This is a genomic window from Pseudomonas sp. RV120224-01b (genome assembly GCF_003208145.1).
Taxonomy (GTDB): domain Bacteria; phylum Pseudomonadota; class Gammaproteobacteria; order Pseudomonadales; family Pseudomonadaceae; genus Aquipseudomonas; species Aquipseudomonas monteilii.
Window position 1 is genome coordinate 194,963 of sequence record NZ_QKMQ01000002.1, and the last position, 16,957, is coordinate 211,919.

A 16,957-nucleotide genomic window follows, 5' to 3' on the forward strand; every position below is an offset into this window, starting at 1 on the left:
GGAGCGGGCTTGCCCGCGAAGAGGCCGGTACAGGTCAAACCCGCTCGATGGCCAAAGCCAGACCCTGGCCAACCCCTACACACATGGTTGCCAGGCCCTTGCGCCCACCACTCTTCTCCAGCTGGTGCAGTGCCGTCAGCACCAGGCGCGCACCGCTCATGCCCAGCGGGTGGCCCAGGGCGATTGCACCGCCATTAGGGTTCACCTGCGGCGCATCATCGGCCACACCCAGTTCACGCAGCACCGCCAGGCCTTGGCTGGCAAAGGCTTCGTTCAGCTCGATCACATCGAAATCATTGACTGCTACACCCAGGCGTTCGGTCAGCTTGCGTACCGCCGGCACCGGGCCAATGCCCATTACCCGTGGGGCAACACCGCCACTGGCCATGCCCAGAACGCGGGCGCGTGGGGTCAGGCCGTGCTTCTTCACCGCTTCAGCCGACGCCAGGATCAGCGCCGCAGCACCATCGTTCACGCCCGAGGCATTGCCGGCGGTCACTGTCTTGTCCGGGCCGTTGACCGGCTTGAGCTTGGTCAGGGCTTCCAGTGTGGTGTCCGGGCGCAGGTGTTCGTCACGCTCGACGATGGTTTCGCCTTTCTTGTGCGCAATGCGCACCGGCACGATTTCTTCGGCGAAGAAACCGGCGGCCTGGGCGGCTGCCGCTTTCTGCTGGCTGCGCAGGGCGAACGCGTCCTGGTCAGCACGCGAAACCTGATAATCGTCGGCCACGTTGTCGGCGGTTTCCGGCATGGAGTCCACGCCGTACTGGCTCTTCATCAGCGGGTTGATGAAACGCCAGCCGATGGTGGTGTCTTCCAGCTTCATGTTGCGCGAATAGCCGCTTTCGGCCTTGCCCATGACGAACGGGGCACGCGACATCGACTCGACGCCACCGGCAATCGCCAGCTCCATTTCGCCGCTGGCGATGGCGCGGAAGGCAGTGCCGATGGCATCCATGCCCGACGCGCACAGGCGGTTCAGGGTAACACCCGGGATGCTATCGGGCAGGCCGGCCAGCAGCAGCGCCATGCGCGCCACGTTACGGTTGTCTTCACCGGCCTGGTTGGCGCAGCCGAAGAACACTTCGTCGACTTGATCCCACTGTACGCTCGGGTTGCGTTCGATCAGCGCCTTCAGCGGCACGGCAGCCAGGTCGTCGGCACGCACGCCGGCCAGGGCGCCGCCGAAGCGGCCGATCGGGGTGCGGATGGCGTCACAGATAAATACGTCGCGCATTAAGCTTCTCCTGCGGTACGGGCTTCGAGGTCACGCAGGGCGGACGGCTCGACTTCAGTGGTTCGGGGGTGGTCTGCTGGAGGCTACTGGTCAGGGTGCTTCAGTGAGCTCAGATTAAGGAGACTGGCAGGTTGCTTACAATCCGATAATCGACTATTTGTGCGATTAGCGAACCATTTGTTGCAAACCTACCGATCCCCTTCTTGCCCTTTACCGGCCTCAGGTCGCGTCTGCGTGGCTCACCAGCCCTTTCACGATCACGCCCACGGTCGCCAGCGCCGCCGGTACCAGCAATGCCGTCAGCACCTGCTCGAAGTTCCAGCCCAGGCCCAGCAGCGTTGCACCACTCCAGGCCCCGAGAATCGCGCCAAAGCGGCCAATGCCCAGCATCCACGATACACCCGTGGCCCGGCCCTGGGTCGGGTAGAAGCGTGCCGCCAGCGAAGGCATTGCAGACTGCGCGCCGTTCACGCACATACCCGCAATCAGTACCAGCGTGGCCAACACGGTGATGTTGCCCAGGCTCTGCCCCACGGCGTAAGCAAACACCCCGGCCAGCAAGTAGAAAATGCCGATGACCTTGTGCGGGTTGAAACGGTCCATGGCCCAACCCACACCGACCGCACTGAGCACGCCGCCAAACTGGAACAGCGCACCGATGAACGCGGCCTGCTCCATGCTCGCGCCGCTGTCCCGCATCAGGGTTGGCAGCCAGCTGGTCAGCAGGTAGACGATGACCAGGCCCATGAAGTAGGTCAGCCACAGCAGCATGGTGCCCAGGCCATAAGTGCCGGAGAAGATCACCGCAAACACGTTGCGTGCGGCCACGGCCTTTTGTTCCGGTACGGTGAAGCTGCCGGCCTCGGCCACCACCTGTGGCGCGATGGGCGACAGGGTCTTGCGCACCTTGTCGGTGCCTCGGTTGCGTACCACCAGGAACCGCGCCGACTCCGGCAGCCAGACCATCAGCACCAACGCCAGCAGCAGCGGCAGGACCCCACCGATAACCAGCAGGCTGTGCCAGCCGTAGGCCGGGATCATCTTGGCAGAAATGAAGCCACCACCCGCCATGCCCAGGTTGAAACCACAGAACATGCTGGTGACCAGCAACGACTTGAGGCGCTCAGGGGTGTATTCGGACAGCAGCGTGGTCGCGTTGGGCATACCGGCACCAAGGCCCAGGCCCGTCAGAAAGCGCAGTACCAGCAACTGGTCGACGTTGGTGGCATAGGCCGAAGCCAGGCTGAAACCGCCGAACACCAGCACCGCGCCCACCAGAACACCTTTACGGCCGAAACGGTCAGCCAGCGGCCCGGAACCCAGGGCGCCGAACACCATGCCGATCAATGCGGCACTCATGACCGGGCCGAGGCTGGCACGGTCGATCCCCCACTCCTGCGACAGGGCCGGGGCGATGAAGCCCATGGCGGCAGTGTCCAGGCCATCGAGGAAGACGATCAGGAAGCACAACAGCACAACCCGCCACTGATAGCGGGACAGCGGCTGCTGATTGATGAACGACTGAACGTCGAGGCTTTTGCCGACGTTGTTTTGCGCTTGGTTCATTGTTGTTATCCAGAATGTAGGGCACAACCAGACCACTGCACACGGGCAACCGGCACAGAGGGCGATGAGTGGGGAATATGGCCTGCGTCAGCCTGGATACAACGGTACTGCGCGCGGGTGCGGCCGCGGCAGCGAGGGGACAGTATTCATATTATGTGCCTCTTATGTTTTTCTTGTTCGGTAGGCAGGGCCGACCGTTGCGAGAAACATTAATCAGCGGGCGCAGGTGAAGCAATTCACCCGGAACGACACTGTGCGTTTATCGCACAGGAAACGGTTTTGCCTGTTCTATTTTGGGGCCGCCTTGCGGCCCCGGCAATTTCAGCCAAACAACTGATGGCAAAGGTCGCGGCTGGCAGCGAGCAAAATCGGCAAGAAGCGCTGCTCCAGCTCACTGCGCGTTACCCGCCCTACGTGGGTACTCACGTTCAACGCCGCCAACACCTGCCCCGAAGCGTCATACACCGGCACCGCAATCGATCGCAGCCCCTGCTCCAGTTCCTGGTCCACCACGCACCATCCCTGGGCGCGCACCTGCTGGATGCAGGCGAACAGCGATTCAGGGTCATGCAGGGTTCGGCTGGTGCGCGCTTTCAGGTCGGCACGCTCCAGGTACTCGCGCAGGCTGGTATCGTCCAGGGCCGCCAGCAGAATGCGCCCCATCGACGTGCAGTAGGCCGGCAGGCGCCCGCCCACCGACAGGTCGACCGAAATCAGCCGCTCCACCGTGGCCGAGCGGGCTATATAAAGAATGTCGTCACCTTCGAGCGTGGCCATGTTGGCCGCCTCGTGCAGCTGGTCGCTGATGCGGTCCAGGTATGGCTGGGCAGAAATCGCCAGCGGTGTCGACGACAGGTAGGCATGCCCCAGGGTCAGCACTTTGGGCAGCAGTGAGTAGGTACGCCCGTCGGTGGTCGCGTAACCCAGCTTTATCAACGTATGCAGGCAACGGCGCACCGCTGCACGAGGGATTTCCGTGCGGTGGCTGATCTGGGCGATGGTCAGGTGGCGCTTGCGCTCCTGGAACGCCTGGATCACGGCCAGGCCACGGGCCAGGGAGGTCATGAAGTCCGGGTCGCCGGTAAAGGCCTGGATGCGCTTGGCCGGAGAAGCCACGATCGGCGGCGCCATGGCAGCCGAAGCAGGCCGTGCCACCTCCGGGTTGCCAGAATCGTTGCCCAGGGTTTCGTCACTCATCGCACACCTCAAAAAAAACGCCGGTTCGTGCGATTATCGAACAAACGGCCGATAATCGCAATTGACCGCCGACACTTTTGCTTATACCTTTCTCATGCCACTTGTGGCTTCTTTGGAGAGACTGGTCAGGTACCCACCGTAGAAGTCCCCAGGCAACGGCCTCGCCTTTTGGCGAGGCCGTTTTTCATTCGGGCCTCGCCCCGGCATTGCAGCGAACTTTTATCCGCCTTGCCTTTCAAACTTGTACGAAAGGTCCAAACTGTTTCCAGGCACATCCCACTACTTACGTCAGATGATGCCAGGGCCGGGTAAATAACGATGTTCGGCGAATTATCGGTTGCTATAATCGATTGCGCAGGCCCCGACACCAGCGTGGTCAAGGAACCTTCCGTTGTATCTAGCCGTTGCGGCCCGCATGGCCTGTGCATGCTGCACAGTGCATAACAACAGTCATTACTCTTAATTCAGGTACTGCATGTGACGAAAGATGAACTGCGCGCAGAACTCGAGCGCCAGGCTGAACGTTACAAGGATGTTTACGGCGGCGAAGTCACCACTTATGCCGCACAACCGGATCCGGAACGCAAACCTTGGCGCAAACGTGCCAGTGTGCGCGACCAGGCTTTCAGCCAGGAACTGGAACGCATGGAAAAAGAACTGCGCAGCGACACCCCCTGACCCCAGGACTACGCCAGCGCGTCGTCGCCCGGCCAGCCCGGGCGCGGTCAAAATTGCCTCGATCTTTACCGCCTGACCGATGATGAAATGGAATTACACAAATTTCATACGATCGTTTGAATGGTGGCAAACCCGTATTTTCTTGGCTTTTATGCCTGATTTCGCCAACCTTTACGCTTTTTAGCCGATATTTCCCTGCCTGAATGCCCCACCTTGCACGGCGCACCCACGCCATGAAGATTGCCATCGGTCTGTAGCAGGTGCATCGATTGCCAAGGTTTTCTGGCATAATCCCGCCCCCCTATGACCGCCAGACAACCTTCATGATCGATTTATTCAGCGGACTGGATGCCTGGGTGTTGGTGAGCCTGCTGCTCGCCTTGACCTTCGTACTCGCCTTCGAGTTCATCAATGGCTTTCATGACACCGCCAACGCGGTAGCTACCGTCATCTATACCAAAGCCATGCCGCCGCACCTCGCCGTGTTCTTCTCCGGCGTGTTCAACTTCCTTGGCGTTCTGCTCGGCGGTGTCGGGGTGGCCTATGCCATCGTGCACCTGCTGCCGGTAGAGCTGCTGATCAACGTGAACACCGGACACGGCCTGGCCATGGTTTTCTCGCTGTTGGCTGCGGCCATCACCTGGAACCTGGGCACCTGGTACTTTGGCATCCCCGCTTCCAGCTCGCACACGCTGATCGGCTCCATTCTCGGCGTCGGTCTGGCCAACGCCCTGATCAACGACATTCCGCTGGGTGACGGCGTCAACTGGCAGAAGGCGATCGACATCGCCATGTCGCTGGTGGTCTCGCCAATGGCCGGCTTCGCCGTTGCAGCCCTGGTGCTGATCGGCCTGAAGTGGTGGCGCCCGCTGTCGAAAATGCACAAAACCCCCGACCAGCGCCGCAAGCTCGACGACAAGAAGCACCCGCCGTTCTGGAACCGCATGGTGCTGGTGGTTTCCGCCATGGGCGTCAGCTTCGTGCACGGCTCGAACGACGGCCAGAAAGGCATCGGCCTGATCATGCTGGTGCTCATCGGTATCGTCCCGGCCAAGTTCGTCCTCGACCTGAACAGCACCACCTACCAGATCGAGCGTACCCGCGACGCCACCCTGCACATGAGCCAGTTCTATCAGCGCAACGCCGCCACCCTGGGCGAGTTCCTGGCGCTGGGCAAAGCCAAGTCCAGCGACCTGCCGGAGCAGTTCAGCTGCAACCCGCAGCAGACCGAGCCGACCATTGCCGCGCTGCAGGCCTCGCTGCAAGGCGTGACCGACTACCACAGCCTGAGTGCCGACAAGCGCGTCGAAGTGCGCCGCTACCTGCTGTGCCTGGATGACACGGCGAAAAAGGTTGGCAAGCTGCCAGGCCTGGAGGCCCGTGAAAAGGCCGACCTGGAAAAACTGCGCAAAGACCTCACTGCCACTACCGAATACGCCCCGTTCTGGGTGATCGTGGCCGTCGCCCTGGCCTTGGGCCTGGGCACCATGGTTGGCTGGAAGCGTGTGGTACTGACCGTCGGCGAGAAGATCGGCAAGCAGGGCATGACCTATGCACAGGGCATGTCGGCACAGATCACCGCAGCCTGCGCCATCGGCATGGCCAACGTGTTCGCCCTGCCGGTATCGACCACCCACGTGTTGTCGTCCGGCGTGGCCGGCACCATGGTCGCCAACAAAAGCGGCCTGCAAGGCGGCACCGTGAAGACCATCCTGTTGGCCTGGGTCCTCACCCTGCCGGCCTCGATGGGCCTGGCGGCCGGCTTGTTCTGGCTGGCATCGAAAGCCATTGGCTGAGTGATAACGCTATGAACGAAGGCGCCCTCGTGGCGCCTTTTTCATGAGCGTCAGTCCTGTGCCAACTACCTTTTCTTACCCCCCAGCAACGACCCCATCAACCCGCGCACCAGTTGCCGCCCCAGCTGATTGGCCGCCTGGCGCACCGCCGATTTGATCGCCTGCCCCGCCGCACTCTGCAAGAAGTCCCCCGCCTTGTCGGCAAAGCTCTCCTCATCCGCCTTTGGCTGCGGCGCCGGTTCCACGGCCTCGCCCTTGCGCTGGGTCAGCATTTCATAAGCCGACTCACGGTCCACCGGCTTGTCATAGCGCCCCGCCAGCGGCGAAGCGGCAATCAGCGCACTGCGTTCAGCCGCAGACAATGGCCCGATGCGCGACTGCGGCGGCGCAACCAGCACCCGCTGCACCATGGCCGGCGTGCCCTTCTCTTCCAGCGTACCCACCAGCGCCTCGCCAATCCCCAGTTCGGTCAACACCGCCAGGGTGTCGAACGCCGGGTTGGGGCGAAAGCCATCGGCCACCGCTCGCAACGACTTCTGCTCCTTGGCGGTAAAGGCCCGCAAGCCATGCTGAATGCGCAAGCCCAGCTGGGCCAACACCGCATCCGGCAGGTCGCCGGGCGACTGGGTAACGAAGTACACCCCCACACCCTTGGATCGAATGAGCCGCACCACCTGCTCCAGCCGGTCCTGCAACGCCTTGGGCGTGCCGTTGAACAGCAAGTGCGCTTCATCGAAGAACAATGCCAGCACCGGTTTGTCGGCATCCCCACGTTCGGGCAACTGCTCGAACAACTCCGCCAACAGCCACAACAGGAAGGTGGCGTAAACCTTGGGCGCTTCGTGCACCAACCGGCTGGCATCGAGCAGGTGGATGCGCCCACGGCCATCCGGGTCCGGCCGTAGCAGGTCTTCAAGCTGTAATGCCGGCTCACCGAACAGTGCCTCAGCACCCTGCTGCTCCAGGGTCGCCAGCCGCCGCAACAAGGCCTGGGTAGAGGCAGTGGTCATCAGCGCGCTGTCTTCGCCCAGCAGTTGCGGGTTGTCCTTGAGGTGCGCGAGCAGCGCCTTGAGGTCTTTCAGGTCCAGCAACAACAGGCCCTCGCGGTCGGCAACCTTGAAGGCGGCGTACAGCGCGGCTTGCTGGCTGTCGGTCAGCTCCAGCAGGTTGCCCAGCAGCAGCGGCCCCATCTCACTGAGCGTGGTGCGCAAGGGGTGGCCGGACTGCCCCGCTATATCCCACAAGCTCACGGGATAGGCCCGAGGCGTATGCCCCAGCCAGGGCATGCCGGCGATGCGCTCGGCCACCTTGCCCTGTGGCGCACCGGCAGCCCCCAGGCCACAGAGGTCACCTTTGACGTCGGCCGCGAACACGGCCACCCCTGCGTCACTGAACACTTCCGCCAGGTGCTGCAGGGTGACGGTCTTGCCCGTGCCCGTTGCACCTGCCACCAGACCGTGACGGTTGGCCAGCCGCATCGCTTGCCCGACTGGCTGGCCATCCGGGCCAGCGCCTACAACGATGGTCGAAGATTCCGACATCTCATTAATCCTCTGCTCAAGCTTTAGCTTAATTCGGCCGATACCTTTGGGTGATATTCGCCTTAATAGAGAGGAACAACCGAAAAGGGATATTTCGGGATGTTGCACTGCCTTGCGCTCCTCCGGAGCGAACGCCTGATATAACACCTTAGCGGAACCGATTACGCCATGAACAAAAGCCTTCGTTTCAGCCACAAGATTCTTTTGGCCGCATCACTGATCGTGATGCTCGCCTTCAGCCTTTTCACCCTCTACAACGATTACCTCCAGCGTAATGCGATCCGCGAGGACCTGGAAAACTATCTGGCTGAAATGGGCGCCTCCACGTCGACCAACATTCGTAACCTGTTCGAAGGCCGTATCAAACTGGTAGAGAACCTGGCGCAGAACATTGCCCAGGACCCGACCAACGCCGAAACACTGATGGGCCAGAATGCCCTGATTTCCAGCTTTCTTACCGTTTACCTGGGCAAAACCGACGGCGGCTTCAGCGTACGCCCGGACGCCAAGATGCCCGATGGCTACGACCCGCGCACCCGCCCCTGGTACAAGGACGGCATGAATGCGACAGGCGCGACCCTGACCGAGCCATACATCGACATGACCACCAACAAGATGGTCATTGGCATCCTCAGCAAGGTGTCCAGCAGTGTCGGCGTGGTGGGTGGCGACCTGGCCCTGGACGGCCTGGTGCAGATCATCAACTCGCTGAACTTCGGCGGCATGGGCTACGCCTTCCTGGTCAACGATCAGGGCAAGATCCTGGTGCACCCGGACAAAGACCTGGTGATGAAGTCGCTGTCGGACCTGTTCCCGCAGCACACGCCGAAACTGACCGGTGAACTGACCGAAGTGCAGAGCGATGGCCAGGCCCGCCTGCTGACCTTCACCCCGATCACCGGCCTGCCGTCGGCCAACTGGTACATCGGCCTGTCGGTGGACAAGGACAAGGCTTTCTCGATGCTCAGCACCTTCCGCACCTCGGCGGTGATCGCCACGGTGGTAGCGGTGGTGATCATCATCGGCCTGCTGGGCCTGCTGATCCGCGTGTTGATGCAGCCGCTGCACACCATGACGCGCGCCATGGAAGACATTGCCGAAGGTGAAGGCGACCTGACCAAGCGCTTGCGCATTCACAACCACGACGAGTTCGGCATCCTCGGTAACGCCTTCAACCGGTTCGTAGAGCGCATTCACAGCAGCATCCGCGAAGTGTCCTCGGCCACCGAGCAGGTCAACGAAGTGGCCCTGCGTGTGATCAGTGCTTCGAATTCGTCGATGACCAACTCCGACGAGCAGTCCAACCGTACCAACAGCGTGGCAGCCGCCATCAACGAACTGGGTGCCGCCGCCCAGGAAATTGCCGGCAACGCTGCCCAGGCTTCACAGCATGCAAGCTCCGCGCGCCTGTTGGCCGAGGAAGGCCAGCAAGTGGTCGAGCGCAACATTGCCGCGATGAACCGCCTGTCCGACCTGATCGTCACGTCCAGCGAGCATATCGAAACGCTGAACAGCAAGACCGTGAATATCGGCCAGATCCTCGAAGTGATTACCAGCATTTCCCAGCAGACCAACCTGCTGGCGCTGAACGCCGCTATCGAGGCGGCCCGCGCCGGTGAAGCCGGGCGTGGCTTTGCCGTGGTCGCCGATGAAGTACGCAACCTGGCGCACCGCACCCAGGAATCGGCGCAACAAGTGCAGACCATGATCGAAGAGCTGCAGGTCGGCGCCCGTGAGTCGGTCGAGACCATGGACCAGAGCCAGCGTCACAGCCAGGACAGCGTGCAGATCGCCAACCAGGCCGGTGAGCGGCTGGACAGCGTGACGGTGCGCATTGGCGAGATCGACGGCATGAACCAGTCCGTGGCCACGGCTACCGAAGAGCAGACCGCCGTGGTCGAGGCCATCAACATGGACATCAACGAGATCAACATGCTCAACCAGGAAGGCGTGGAGAACCTGCAGGCCACCCTGCGCGCCTGTTCCGACCTGGAGCAGCAGGCTGGTCGCCTTAAACATCTGGTGGGCAGCTTCCGCATCTAAGCTCGTACCGCGTCGCCTGCTCCCACCAGGGATAACACAGGCCTCAAGGCCTGCGCAGTCCCTGTGGGAGCGGGCGAGCCCGCGAAGAAACCAACACCGCTCCCCAACCCTGCCCCGCCCAACCCCGATCGAACAAACTATCCTTCTGAAAGGTCAACCTTTAGGCGCGTCATCGCCGGCCCGTTACCGCCGGATGACAGACCCGAAGACGATCCCGGAGGGATGCTGATCGTGCACATCGCCGACATCACCATGTTCTACGCCCCGGCCAGCGGTGGCGTACGTACCTATCTTGATGCCAAACACCGCCGCCTCGACGCCATCCACGGCGTACGCCATAGCCTGTTGATTCCCGGTGCCAGCGCCCGGCATGCCGATGGCATCTTTCAGGTACCCGCCCCACCCCTGCCGTTTGGCAAGGGCTACCGGTTTCCGGTACGCCTGGCCCCTTGGTGCAAGACGCTGCGCACGCTCAAACCCGACCTGATCGAAGTCGGTGACCCCTACCTGACCGCCTGGGCGGCACTGGAGGCAAGGCGCCAACTGGATGTGCCGGTGATCGGCTTCTACCATTCCGACCTGCCGTTGCTGGTCAGCAACCGCATGGGCAACTGGTTCACGCCCAATGTCGAGGCCTACGTGAGCAAGCTGTACGGCAATTTCGACCGGGTGCTGGCCCCCAGCCAGGTCATGGCCGACAAACTGCGCCGCCTGGGCATACGCGACGTGCATGTGCAACGCCTGGGCGTGGACCTGGCCACGTTCAACCCCGACCAGCGCGACCCACACTTGCGCGCGCAGCTGGGCATTGCCGACACCAGCCGCCTGTTGATTTACGCCGGCCGCGGTTCTCGGGAAAAGAACCTGCCGGTGCTGCTCGACTGCATGCAGCTGCTCGGCACCCCCTACCACCTGGTGTTGGTAGGTTCGAACATGCCCGCCAACGTGCCACACAACGTCAGCGTCATCGACCACTTCTGCCCGGCTGCAGAGGTGGCCCGGCTGATGGCCAGCGCCGACCTGCTGGTGCACGCTGGCGACCAGGAAACGTTCGGCCTGGTCATTCTCGAAGCCATGGCCAGTGCTACACCGGTGGTGGCCGTGCGCGCGGGTGCCTTTGGTGAAATCATCAATGATCAGTGCGGCCTCCTGTGCCGCGCCAACGATGGCCGCGCCATGGCAACCGCTGTGCGCGAAGCGTTCGAGGCTGGCGTAGGCAGGCTGGGCGCGCAGGCCCGTCGCCATGTAGAACAGCATTACTCGTGGGATAACGTGGTCGCGGGCCTGCTCCAGCACTACCAGGCCGTGCTCGGCTATCAGCCACAGGTGCGTGCCCATGCCTGAGCCTTCCTCCAGCCACCGCAGCCTCATGCTGGTACTGCATGATGTAGCCCCGGAAACCTGGCCGGACTACGAGCCGTTCGTAGAGGCCGTCGACGCGCTGGGCAACGTACCCATGACATGGCTGGTGGTCCCGGACTTCCATCGGCGCAATCCGCTGCACCTGGCGCCCTCGTTCTGCCGTCTGCTGGACAAACGCCTGGCCAACGGGGACGAACTGGCGCTGCACGGCTACGCCCATGCGGACGAAGGGCCGCCACCGCGCAGGCCCATCGATTACTTCATGCGGCGCATTTATACCCATGAGGGCGAGTTCTACAGCCTTGATGAAGCCGAAGCACTTACCCGCCTGCAGGAGGGCCTGGCACTGTTCGAGGGCCAAGGTTGGCCTGTGGCAGGGTTTGTCGCACCGGCCTGGCTCATGAGCCAGGGCACTCGGCAAGCGTTGCGTCGCCTGCCGCTGAAGTACACCAGCACACCGCAGCATCTGTACCGTTTGCCTGACTTCATCCCCATCGATGCACCGGGCCTTGTCTGGAGCGCCCGCAGTGCATGGCGTCGCACGTTGTCCCGCGTGCTGTGCGACTGGCAATGCCGTCGCTGGAAAGGCGCGACCACATTACGCCTGGGGCTGCACCCGGTAGACATGCGCCATCGATCGTCCCGCGACTATTGGCTGCGAACACTGGAACAACTGCTGAAGGATGGCCGCGAGCCGCTGACCAAATCGGCCTGGCTGGAGCGCCAGGTGGCAGCATGAACCGGTGGGCCTTGCTGATGCTGGCATTGTTGGGCGCAGCACTGGTGCCAGCGCTGTTGGGAGGTAGCCAGCTGCTTCCCAGACTAAGCCGGTTCGACCCGCAACTGCTGCTCATATTGCTTGGCATGATTCTGTCGTGCTGGGTCATCAACACGCTGCGCTTGCGCTTGTTGCTGGGTGAGCAGGCAAAACAGTTAAGCCACGCACGCAGCCTCGGCGTGGTCATGGCCACGGAGTTTGCCATCTGCACGACCCCCGGTGGCAGTGGCGGGCCATTGACCCTGATGGCCCTGCTGGCGCGTCACCGCATCGGCCCGGCACGCAGCGGCGCCGTGTTCGCCATGGACCAGCTGAACGATCTGGCGTTCTTCTTCTGCGCAATGCTCGCGATAGCCGGCTACGCCTTGTTCCACAGCCTGGGCCGCAGCCAGGAAAGCATGCTGCTGGGCAGTGCACTGCTGCTCTGCACGGCACTGGCCGGGGTGATCGGGCTGTTGCGCTACCGGCGCACGGTAATGCGCATGAACGGCAGGCTGCTGCAGCGCTTGGGCGTAGGCCAGCCGCGCCAGCGCCGCTGGGCGCGCAAACTGCTGCACTTCATCGAAGCGCTGGCGCAGACCTGGCGCCTGCCCAAACGCACCCTGAGCCTGGTATTCACCCTGACCTGCGTCCACTGGGGCCTGCGCTACAGCGTGCTGTACCTGGTATTGAGAGGATTGGGTGTGGACCTGGCATGGATCCCCAGCTTTCTGGTGCAGATGCTATCGCTCAGTGCCGGCCAGTTCAGCCTGTTGCCTGGAGGGGCGGGTGCCGCCGAGTTGACGTCGGCCAGCCTGCTGACGCCCTTGGTGGGCAGTTCGACCGCAGCGGCGGCGATCCTGATATGGCGGGCGGTTACTTACTACTTTTATCTGCTGGCGGGTGGGCCGGTGTTTGTGTGCCTGCTGGCGCGTCCGTTGCTGGAGCGCTGGCGGCGTCAGGCGGGTTGAGCTGCTGCCACAATTCGGCGGCGCCGGGGAAGTCGGTGCCGTCAGTGTCATCCATGGCTTCGGGGTCGTAGCGGGCCAGGCAGCCTTCGCCGAGGGTGGGCGGGGGTGAAGCAGTGGGGGTGTTACGTTGCTTGGTCATCGCATATCACTCAAGAATGCAGGGGGCACTTCGTGCCCCATTCGCCGGCAAGCCAGCTCCCACAATGACCGCATCGACCCCAAGCCATGTGCAATCCCTGTGGGAGCTGGCTTGCCGGCGATGGGCTGCAAAGCAGCCCCCTACATCTTCAATCAAAAACGACCGTCTTGTTGCCATGCACCAGCACCCGGTCTTCCAGGTGATAACGCAGGCCACGGGCCAGCACCATCTTTTCGACATCGCGACCAAAGCGGACCATGTCTTCGATGCTGTCGGCATGGCTGACGCGTACCACGTCCTGCTCGATGATCGGGCCGGCGTCCAGCTCTTCGGTAACGTAGTGGCAGGTCGCACCGATCAGCTTCACGCCACGCAGAGCGGCCTGATGGTAAGGCTTGGCACCGACGAACGACGGCAAGAAGCTGTGGTGAATGTTGATCACCTTCTCGGCATAGTCCTGGCACAGTTGCGGCGGCAGGATTTGCATATAGCGGGCCAGCACTACCACGTCGGCAGCATGCTCATTGACCAGGCGCGACACTTCGGCAAAGGCCGGGGCCTTGTCCTTGGGGTCGACCGGTACATGGAAGAACGGAATACCGTGCCACTCGACCATGCTGCGCAGGTCGTTGTGGTTGGAGATCACGCAGGGGATCTCGCAGTCCAGCTCGTCTGTATGCCAGCGATGCAGCAGGTCGGCCAGGCAGTGCGACTCGCGGCTGGCCATCAGCACCACGCGCTTTTTCTGCGCCGAGTCGGTAATGCGCCAGGTCATGGAGAACTCTTCGGCAATGGGCGCAAACGCCTCGCGGAAGGCTTCGATACCGAACGGCAGCGATTCGGCGCGGATTTCATGGCGCATGAAGAACCAGCCGCTGTGCTCATCAGAGTGGTGGCTGGCCTCGTTGATCCAGCCATTGTACAAGGCCAGGAAATTACTGACTTTCGCCACGATGCCTACGCGGTCGGGGCAGGCGATCACCAGACGATAGGTGCGCATGAATGAGACTCCAGAACTTCGCAAAGGCGCCTATTCTAGCGGCCCGACAGAAAAAACGCAGTATTGATCGCAGCCGTGTGGGTCAATGCTGGCCTGCAAACGCAGCAGCGCGCCTTGTCTGACAGACATGACGAAATAGCGGGCCTTTATGTAAATTTTTGTTCACCTGGAGAAATGTTGTCACAGCTTAATTAACAGTTAATTGCCCAATAGCATGTTTACTTGCGACTATCGCCTGTCTATTATTGCCCCACACATTTCTGAACACGCATTAAGGAACACTCCATGTCCCTGATCAACGAGTACCGCGCCACCGAAGAAGCCATCAAGGAACTTCAGGCCCGCCTGGCCAACCTGTCGCAGGATGACAAGCTGAAAAAAGAACTGGAGTTCGAAGGCAAACTGCGCGCACTGATGGGCGAGTACTCCAAGTCGCTGCGCGACGTGATTGCCCTGCTCGACCCAGAGTCGAAACTGAGCAAGGCACCTCGTGGTGCGGTCAAGGCTGTTGCCACCAAGCGTGCACGCAAGGTCAAGCAATACAAAAACCCGCACAACGGTGAAGTGATCGAAACCAAAGGCGGCAACCACAAAACCCTGAAAGAGTGGAAAGCCACTTGGGGTGGCGATGTGGTTGAAAGCTGGGCGACCCTGCTGGACTGATTGTCCATCTACGCCTTTTGCTTATCGCAACAAAAACGCCGGCACATCGCCGGCGTTTTTGTTTGTCTGGTGATCAGCCAACTGCAAATTGTGCCTGCAATTGCCGGGCATGCACTTGCCAAGCCTCCAGCACACGCCGGCCCGCCTCGTCAGCGCCCTCCCAGGCTTGCTGGCGTGCCTGCTCAAAGTCACCCAGCGTATTCGGAGCCCCCCATCGCGGGTCGCTCAGGCGCTGCTGGCAGAAGCCATGCCAGCGCTGGCGTTCTTCGCTGTTCAAGGTGTCGGGGAAGTTACGCGCCCGATAGCGGAACAACAGTTCCGGTAAGCGCGGGTCATCGAACATCCAGTGCCCATGGCTCAACTGCGCCGGTTCCAGCGCACGAACTTGCTCGCATAAGCGCCGGTCACGGTCGCCAATAAAACCATCGTACAATTGCTGTTCCGGGTCCTCACTCGGGGCAAACTCATCCTTGCCATAGATGTGCTCCAGCTTGTCTTGCCATTGCGCCTGTTGATTGGCCAACGCTTCACCGCGCAATTGTAACAACGTCAAGTCCAGGCCCAATCGCTGTTGATCGACCGGGCGCAATACCGACAACGGCGCCAGTACCGGGCAGCGATTGATCTGCACCAGTTTGAGCGGTACCGGTAATTCACCCTCGGCCAATTCATCATGCCGGGTGTACAAACGCTGGCGCAAAACTTCAGCACTTTCCCGTAGTAACGGTAGGGTTTCCTGATGCAGGTCGCACACAATCAGTGCATTGCGATTACGCGGGTGCCAGGCCAGTGGCAATACGACACCCAGGTAATTACGCGCCGCCGAAAAGCGTCCGGATATATGCACCAGCGGCTGTAACAAACGGATTTGCTCCATCACTTTATGCTTACTGCGTAACTGGAACAGCCAGTCATACAATTTTGGCTGCTTCTGCCGAATCAGGCGGGCCAGGGCAATGGTTGCCCGTACGTCGGAAAGCGCTTCGTGGGCATGCCCGTGATCAATGCCATTGGCCTTGCTCAGCAGCTCCAGGCGCAGGCTGGTGCGGCCGTCCTGCTGCGGCCATTCAATACCGTCCGGGCGCAGGGCATAGGCAGTACGCACGATATCGATCAGGTCCCAGCGGCTGTTGCCGCCCTGCCACTCACGGGCATAAGGGTCGAAAAAGTTGCGGTACAGACTGTAGCGGGTCACTTCATCGTCAAAGCGCAGGGTGTTGTAGCCGGCACCACAGGTGCCCGGTTGAGCCAGCTGTGCATGCACCCGGGTCATGAACTCGGCTTCGCACAGCCCCTGCTCGGCCAGCAGCTGTGGCGTGATACCGGTCACCAGGCAAGCGGCCGGATGCGGCAGGATATCGTCAGAGGGCCGGCAATAAAGGCTGATCGGCTCGTCAACCTCGTTGAGGTCAAAGTCTGTGCGTACACCGGCCACCTGCAGTGGGCGGTCGCAGCGCGGGTTGATGCCGGTGGTTTCGTAGTCGTGCCAGAAAATGCTGGAGGTCACGGGGTCGTCCTGTATCGAGGTCGACCCGATTCTAGCGCAGCCTCAGACCGAAGCGTTGGCGGGGTGGAAACTGAAGTAATCACGCAACGAATGCACGAACTCGTCGTATTCGCGCGGGGCCTGCAGCAGCATGAAGCCCGAATCATAGTGCCCGGGCGTCTGGTCTTCGCGGCACCACAGGCAACTGGCGGTGAGGTTGACGAACTGATGCCCCCCGCCGACCAACGGCATGCGCAGTTGCAGCTCGTAATCCGGCCCGACCAGCACGGGCAGCTGGCTGATGACCATCAAGCCATCTTCGGAGGCATTGCCTAGCTGGCCGATTTCCTGGTTGGTAAACCGGTTGAACACCTTGAGGACACAAGGCAGCTGATGGCGTTCGATGTGGCGCTTGTTGAACATGATCGCGAGTGTATTCCGTACCTGATGCCAGGAATACAAGGAACTGGCGGTTGTTGTAACAGCTGAGTTACAGATTAGCGCAGCACGCGCTGCAAATC

The 16,957-nt window shown here is 61.7% G+C and carries 13 protein-coding genes and 2 pseudogenes; 8 read left to right on the forward strand and 7 right to left on the reverse strand.

The genetic code is table 11. From position 1 onward, the window contains the following. Positions 1-34: 34 nt before the first annotated feature. The 3 genes from pcaF to pcaR all read right to left on the reverse strand — a co-directional run bounded on the left by pcaF (position 35) and on the right by pcaR (position 4,000). On the reverse strand, positions 35-1,237 hold the full coding sequence (gene pcaF / locus N436_RS04105; RefSeq protein WP_016713635.1) for a 3-oxoadipyl-CoA thiolase: 1,203 nt from the start codon (positions 1,235-1,237) through the stop codon (positions 35-37). A gap of 219 nt (positions 1,238-1,456) precedes the next feature. Further along, complete coding sequence (locus N436_RS04110; RefSeq protein WP_105945782.1) at positions 1,457-2,803, reverse strand: MFS transporter; 1,347 nt, start codon at positions 2,801-2,803, stop codon at positions 1,457-1,459. A gap of 321 nt (positions 2,804-3,124) precedes the next feature. Then, a complete protein-coding gene (gene pcaR / locus N436_RS04115; RefSeq protein ID WP_016713633.1) occupies positions 3,125-4,000 on the reverse strand; it encodes a pca regulon transcriptional regulator PcaR in 876 nt (291 codons plus the stop codon). A gap of 477 nt (positions 4,001-4,477) precedes the next feature. Here pcaR and N436_RS04125 point away from each other — a divergent pair, with 477 nt between their 5' ends. Together N436_RS04125 and N436_RS04130 are read left to right on the forward strand one after the other, a co-directional pair. Then, positions 4,478-4,678: a hypothetical protein gene (locus N436_RS04125; RefSeq protein WP_003259583.1), complete on the forward strand. Its 201-nt coding sequence runs from the start codon at positions 4,478-4,480 to the stop codon at positions 4,676-4,678. Between the two features lie 323 nt (positions 4,679-5,001). Continuing rightward, positions 5,002-6,474 (forward strand): inorganic phosphate transporter, encoded by a 1,473-nt coding sequence (locus tag N436_RS04130; RefSeq protein WP_060497972.1) that lies wholly within the window; start codon positions 5,002-5,004, stop codon positions 6,472-6,474. 65 nt (positions 6,475-6,539) lie between these two features. Here the strand turns inward: N436_RS04130 and N436_RS04135 are convergent, their stop codons facing one another. Continuing rightward, the gene (locus tag N436_RS04135) at positions 6,540-8,015 is read right to left on the reverse strand and encodes a helicase HerA-like domain-containing protein (RefSeq protein ID WP_105945781.1); all 1,476 of its coding nucleotides are present in this window, start codon (positions 8,013-8,015) and stop codon (positions 6,540-6,542) included. 225 nt (positions 8,016-8,240) lie between these two features. Between N436_RS04135 and N436_RS28875 the strand changes: the two are divergent. From N436_RS28875 to N436_RS04155, 5 genes and pseudogenes are all read left to right on the forward strand, one after another. Beyond that, positions 8,241-9,200 (forward strand): annotated as a pseudogene (locus tag N436_RS28875) (cache domain-containing protein); the annotation flags it as partial. Positions 9,201-9,461: 261 nt separating this feature from the next. Continuing rightward, positions 9,462-10,058 (forward strand): annotated as a pseudogene (locus N436_RS28880) (methyl-accepting chemotaxis protein); the annotation flags it as partial. A gap of 222 nt (positions 10,059-10,280) precedes the next feature. Further along, complete coding sequence (locus tag N436_RS04145) at positions 10,281-11,402, forward strand: glycosyltransferase family 1 protein (RefSeq protein ID WP_110740474.1); 1,122 nt, start codon at positions 10,281-10,283, stop codon at positions 11,400-11,402. Further along, positions 11,395-12,159 (forward strand): DUF2334 domain-containing protein, encoded by a 765-nt coding sequence (locus N436_RS04150; protein ID WP_104833360.1) that lies wholly within the window; start codon positions 11,395-11,397, stop codon positions 12,157-12,159. Before N436_RS04145 ends, N436_RS04150 begins: the two co-directional genes overlap by 8 nt. Beyond that, a complete protein-coding gene (locus N436_RS04155) occupies positions 12,156-13,148 on the forward strand; it encodes a lysylphosphatidylglycerol synthase transmembrane domain-containing protein (RefSeq protein ID WP_110740475.1) in 993 nt (330 codons plus the stop codon). The genes N436_RS04150 and N436_RS04155 overlap by 4 nt, the downstream gene beginning before the upstream one ends. Before the next feature lie 287 nt (positions 13,149-13,435). On the opposite strand, the gene purU is transcribed toward N436_RS04155, so the two are convergent. Next, positions 13,436-14,287 (reverse strand): formyltetrahydrofolate deformylase, encoded by an 852-nt coding sequence (purU, locus tag N436_RS04165; RefSeq protein WP_016713625.1) that lies wholly within the window; start codon positions 14,285-14,287, stop codon positions 13,436-13,438. Positions 14,288-14,572: 285 nt separating this feature from the next. Between purU and mvaT the strand changes: the two genes are divergently transcribed. Beyond that, on the forward strand, positions 14,573-14,950 hold the full coding sequence (mvaT, locus tag N436_RS04170) for a histone-like nucleoid-structuring protein MvaT (protein WP_016713624.1): 378 nt from the start codon (positions 14,573-14,575) through the stop codon (positions 14,948-14,950). A gap of 73 nt (positions 14,951-15,023) precedes the next feature. Here mvaT and sbcB read toward each other — a convergent pair whose 3' ends face one another. After that, positions 15,024-16,457, reverse strand: coding sequence for an exodeoxyribonuclease I (gene sbcB, locus N436_RS04175; RefSeq protein WP_110740476.1), 1,434 nt, complete (start codon positions 16,455-16,457; stop codon positions 15,024-15,026). A gap of 42 nt (positions 16,458-16,499) precedes the next feature. Next, positions 16,500-16,859, reverse strand: coding sequence for a PilZ domain-containing protein (locus tag N436_RS04180; RefSeq protein ID WP_060497981.1), 360 nt, complete (start codon positions 16,857-16,859; stop codon positions 16,500-16,502). Positions 16,860-16,957: the final 98 nt, after the last annotated feature.

What these genes read in the sequence shown, in the direction of transcription:
- pcaF (WP_016713635.1), bottom strand. Translation starts at nt 1,237, where the DNA reads ATGCGCGACGTATTTATCTGTGACGCCATCCGCACCCCGATCGGCCGC.
- N436_RS04110 (WP_105945782.1), bottom strand. Translation starts at nt 2,803, where the DNA reads ATGAACCAAGCGCAAAACAACGTCGGCAAAAGCCTCGACGTTCAGTCG.
- pcaR (WP_016713633.1), bottom strand. Translation starts at nt 4,000, where the DNA reads ATGAGTGACGAAACCCTGGGCAACGATTCTGGCAACCCGGAGGTGGCA.
- N436_RS04130 (WP_060497972.1), top strand. Translation starts at nt 5,002, where the DNA reads ATGATCGATTTATTCAGCGGACTGGATGCCTGGGTGTTGGTGAGCCTG.
- N436_RS04135 (WP_105945781.1), bottom strand. Translation starts at nt 8,015, where the DNA reads ATGTCGGAATCTTCGACCATCGTTGTAGGCGCTGGCCCGGATGGCCAG.
- N436_RS04145 (WP_110740474.1), top strand. Translation starts at nt 10,281, where the DNA reads ATGCTGATCGTGCACATCGCCGACATCACCATGTTCTACGCCCCGGCC.
- N436_RS04150 (WP_104833360.1), top strand. Translation starts at nt 11,395, where the DNA reads ATGCCTGAGCCTTCCTCCAGCCACCGCAGCCTCATGCTGGTACTGCAT.
- N436_RS04155 (WP_110740475.1), top strand. Translation starts at nt 12,156, where the DNA reads ATGAACCGGTGGGCCTTGCTGATGCTGGCATTGTTGGGCGCAGCACTG.
- purU (WP_016713625.1), bottom strand. Translation starts at nt 14,287, where the DNA reads ATGCGCACCTATCGTCTGGTGATCGCCTGCCCCGACCGCGTAGGCATC.
- mvaT (WP_016713624.1), top strand. Translation starts at nt 14,573, where the DNA reads ATGTCCCTGATCAACGAGTACCGCGCCACCGAAGAAGCCATCAAGGAA.
- N436_RS04180 (WP_060497981.1), bottom strand. Translation starts at nt 16,859, where the DNA reads ATGTTCAACAAGCGCCACATCGAACGCCATCAGCTGCCTTGTGTCCTC.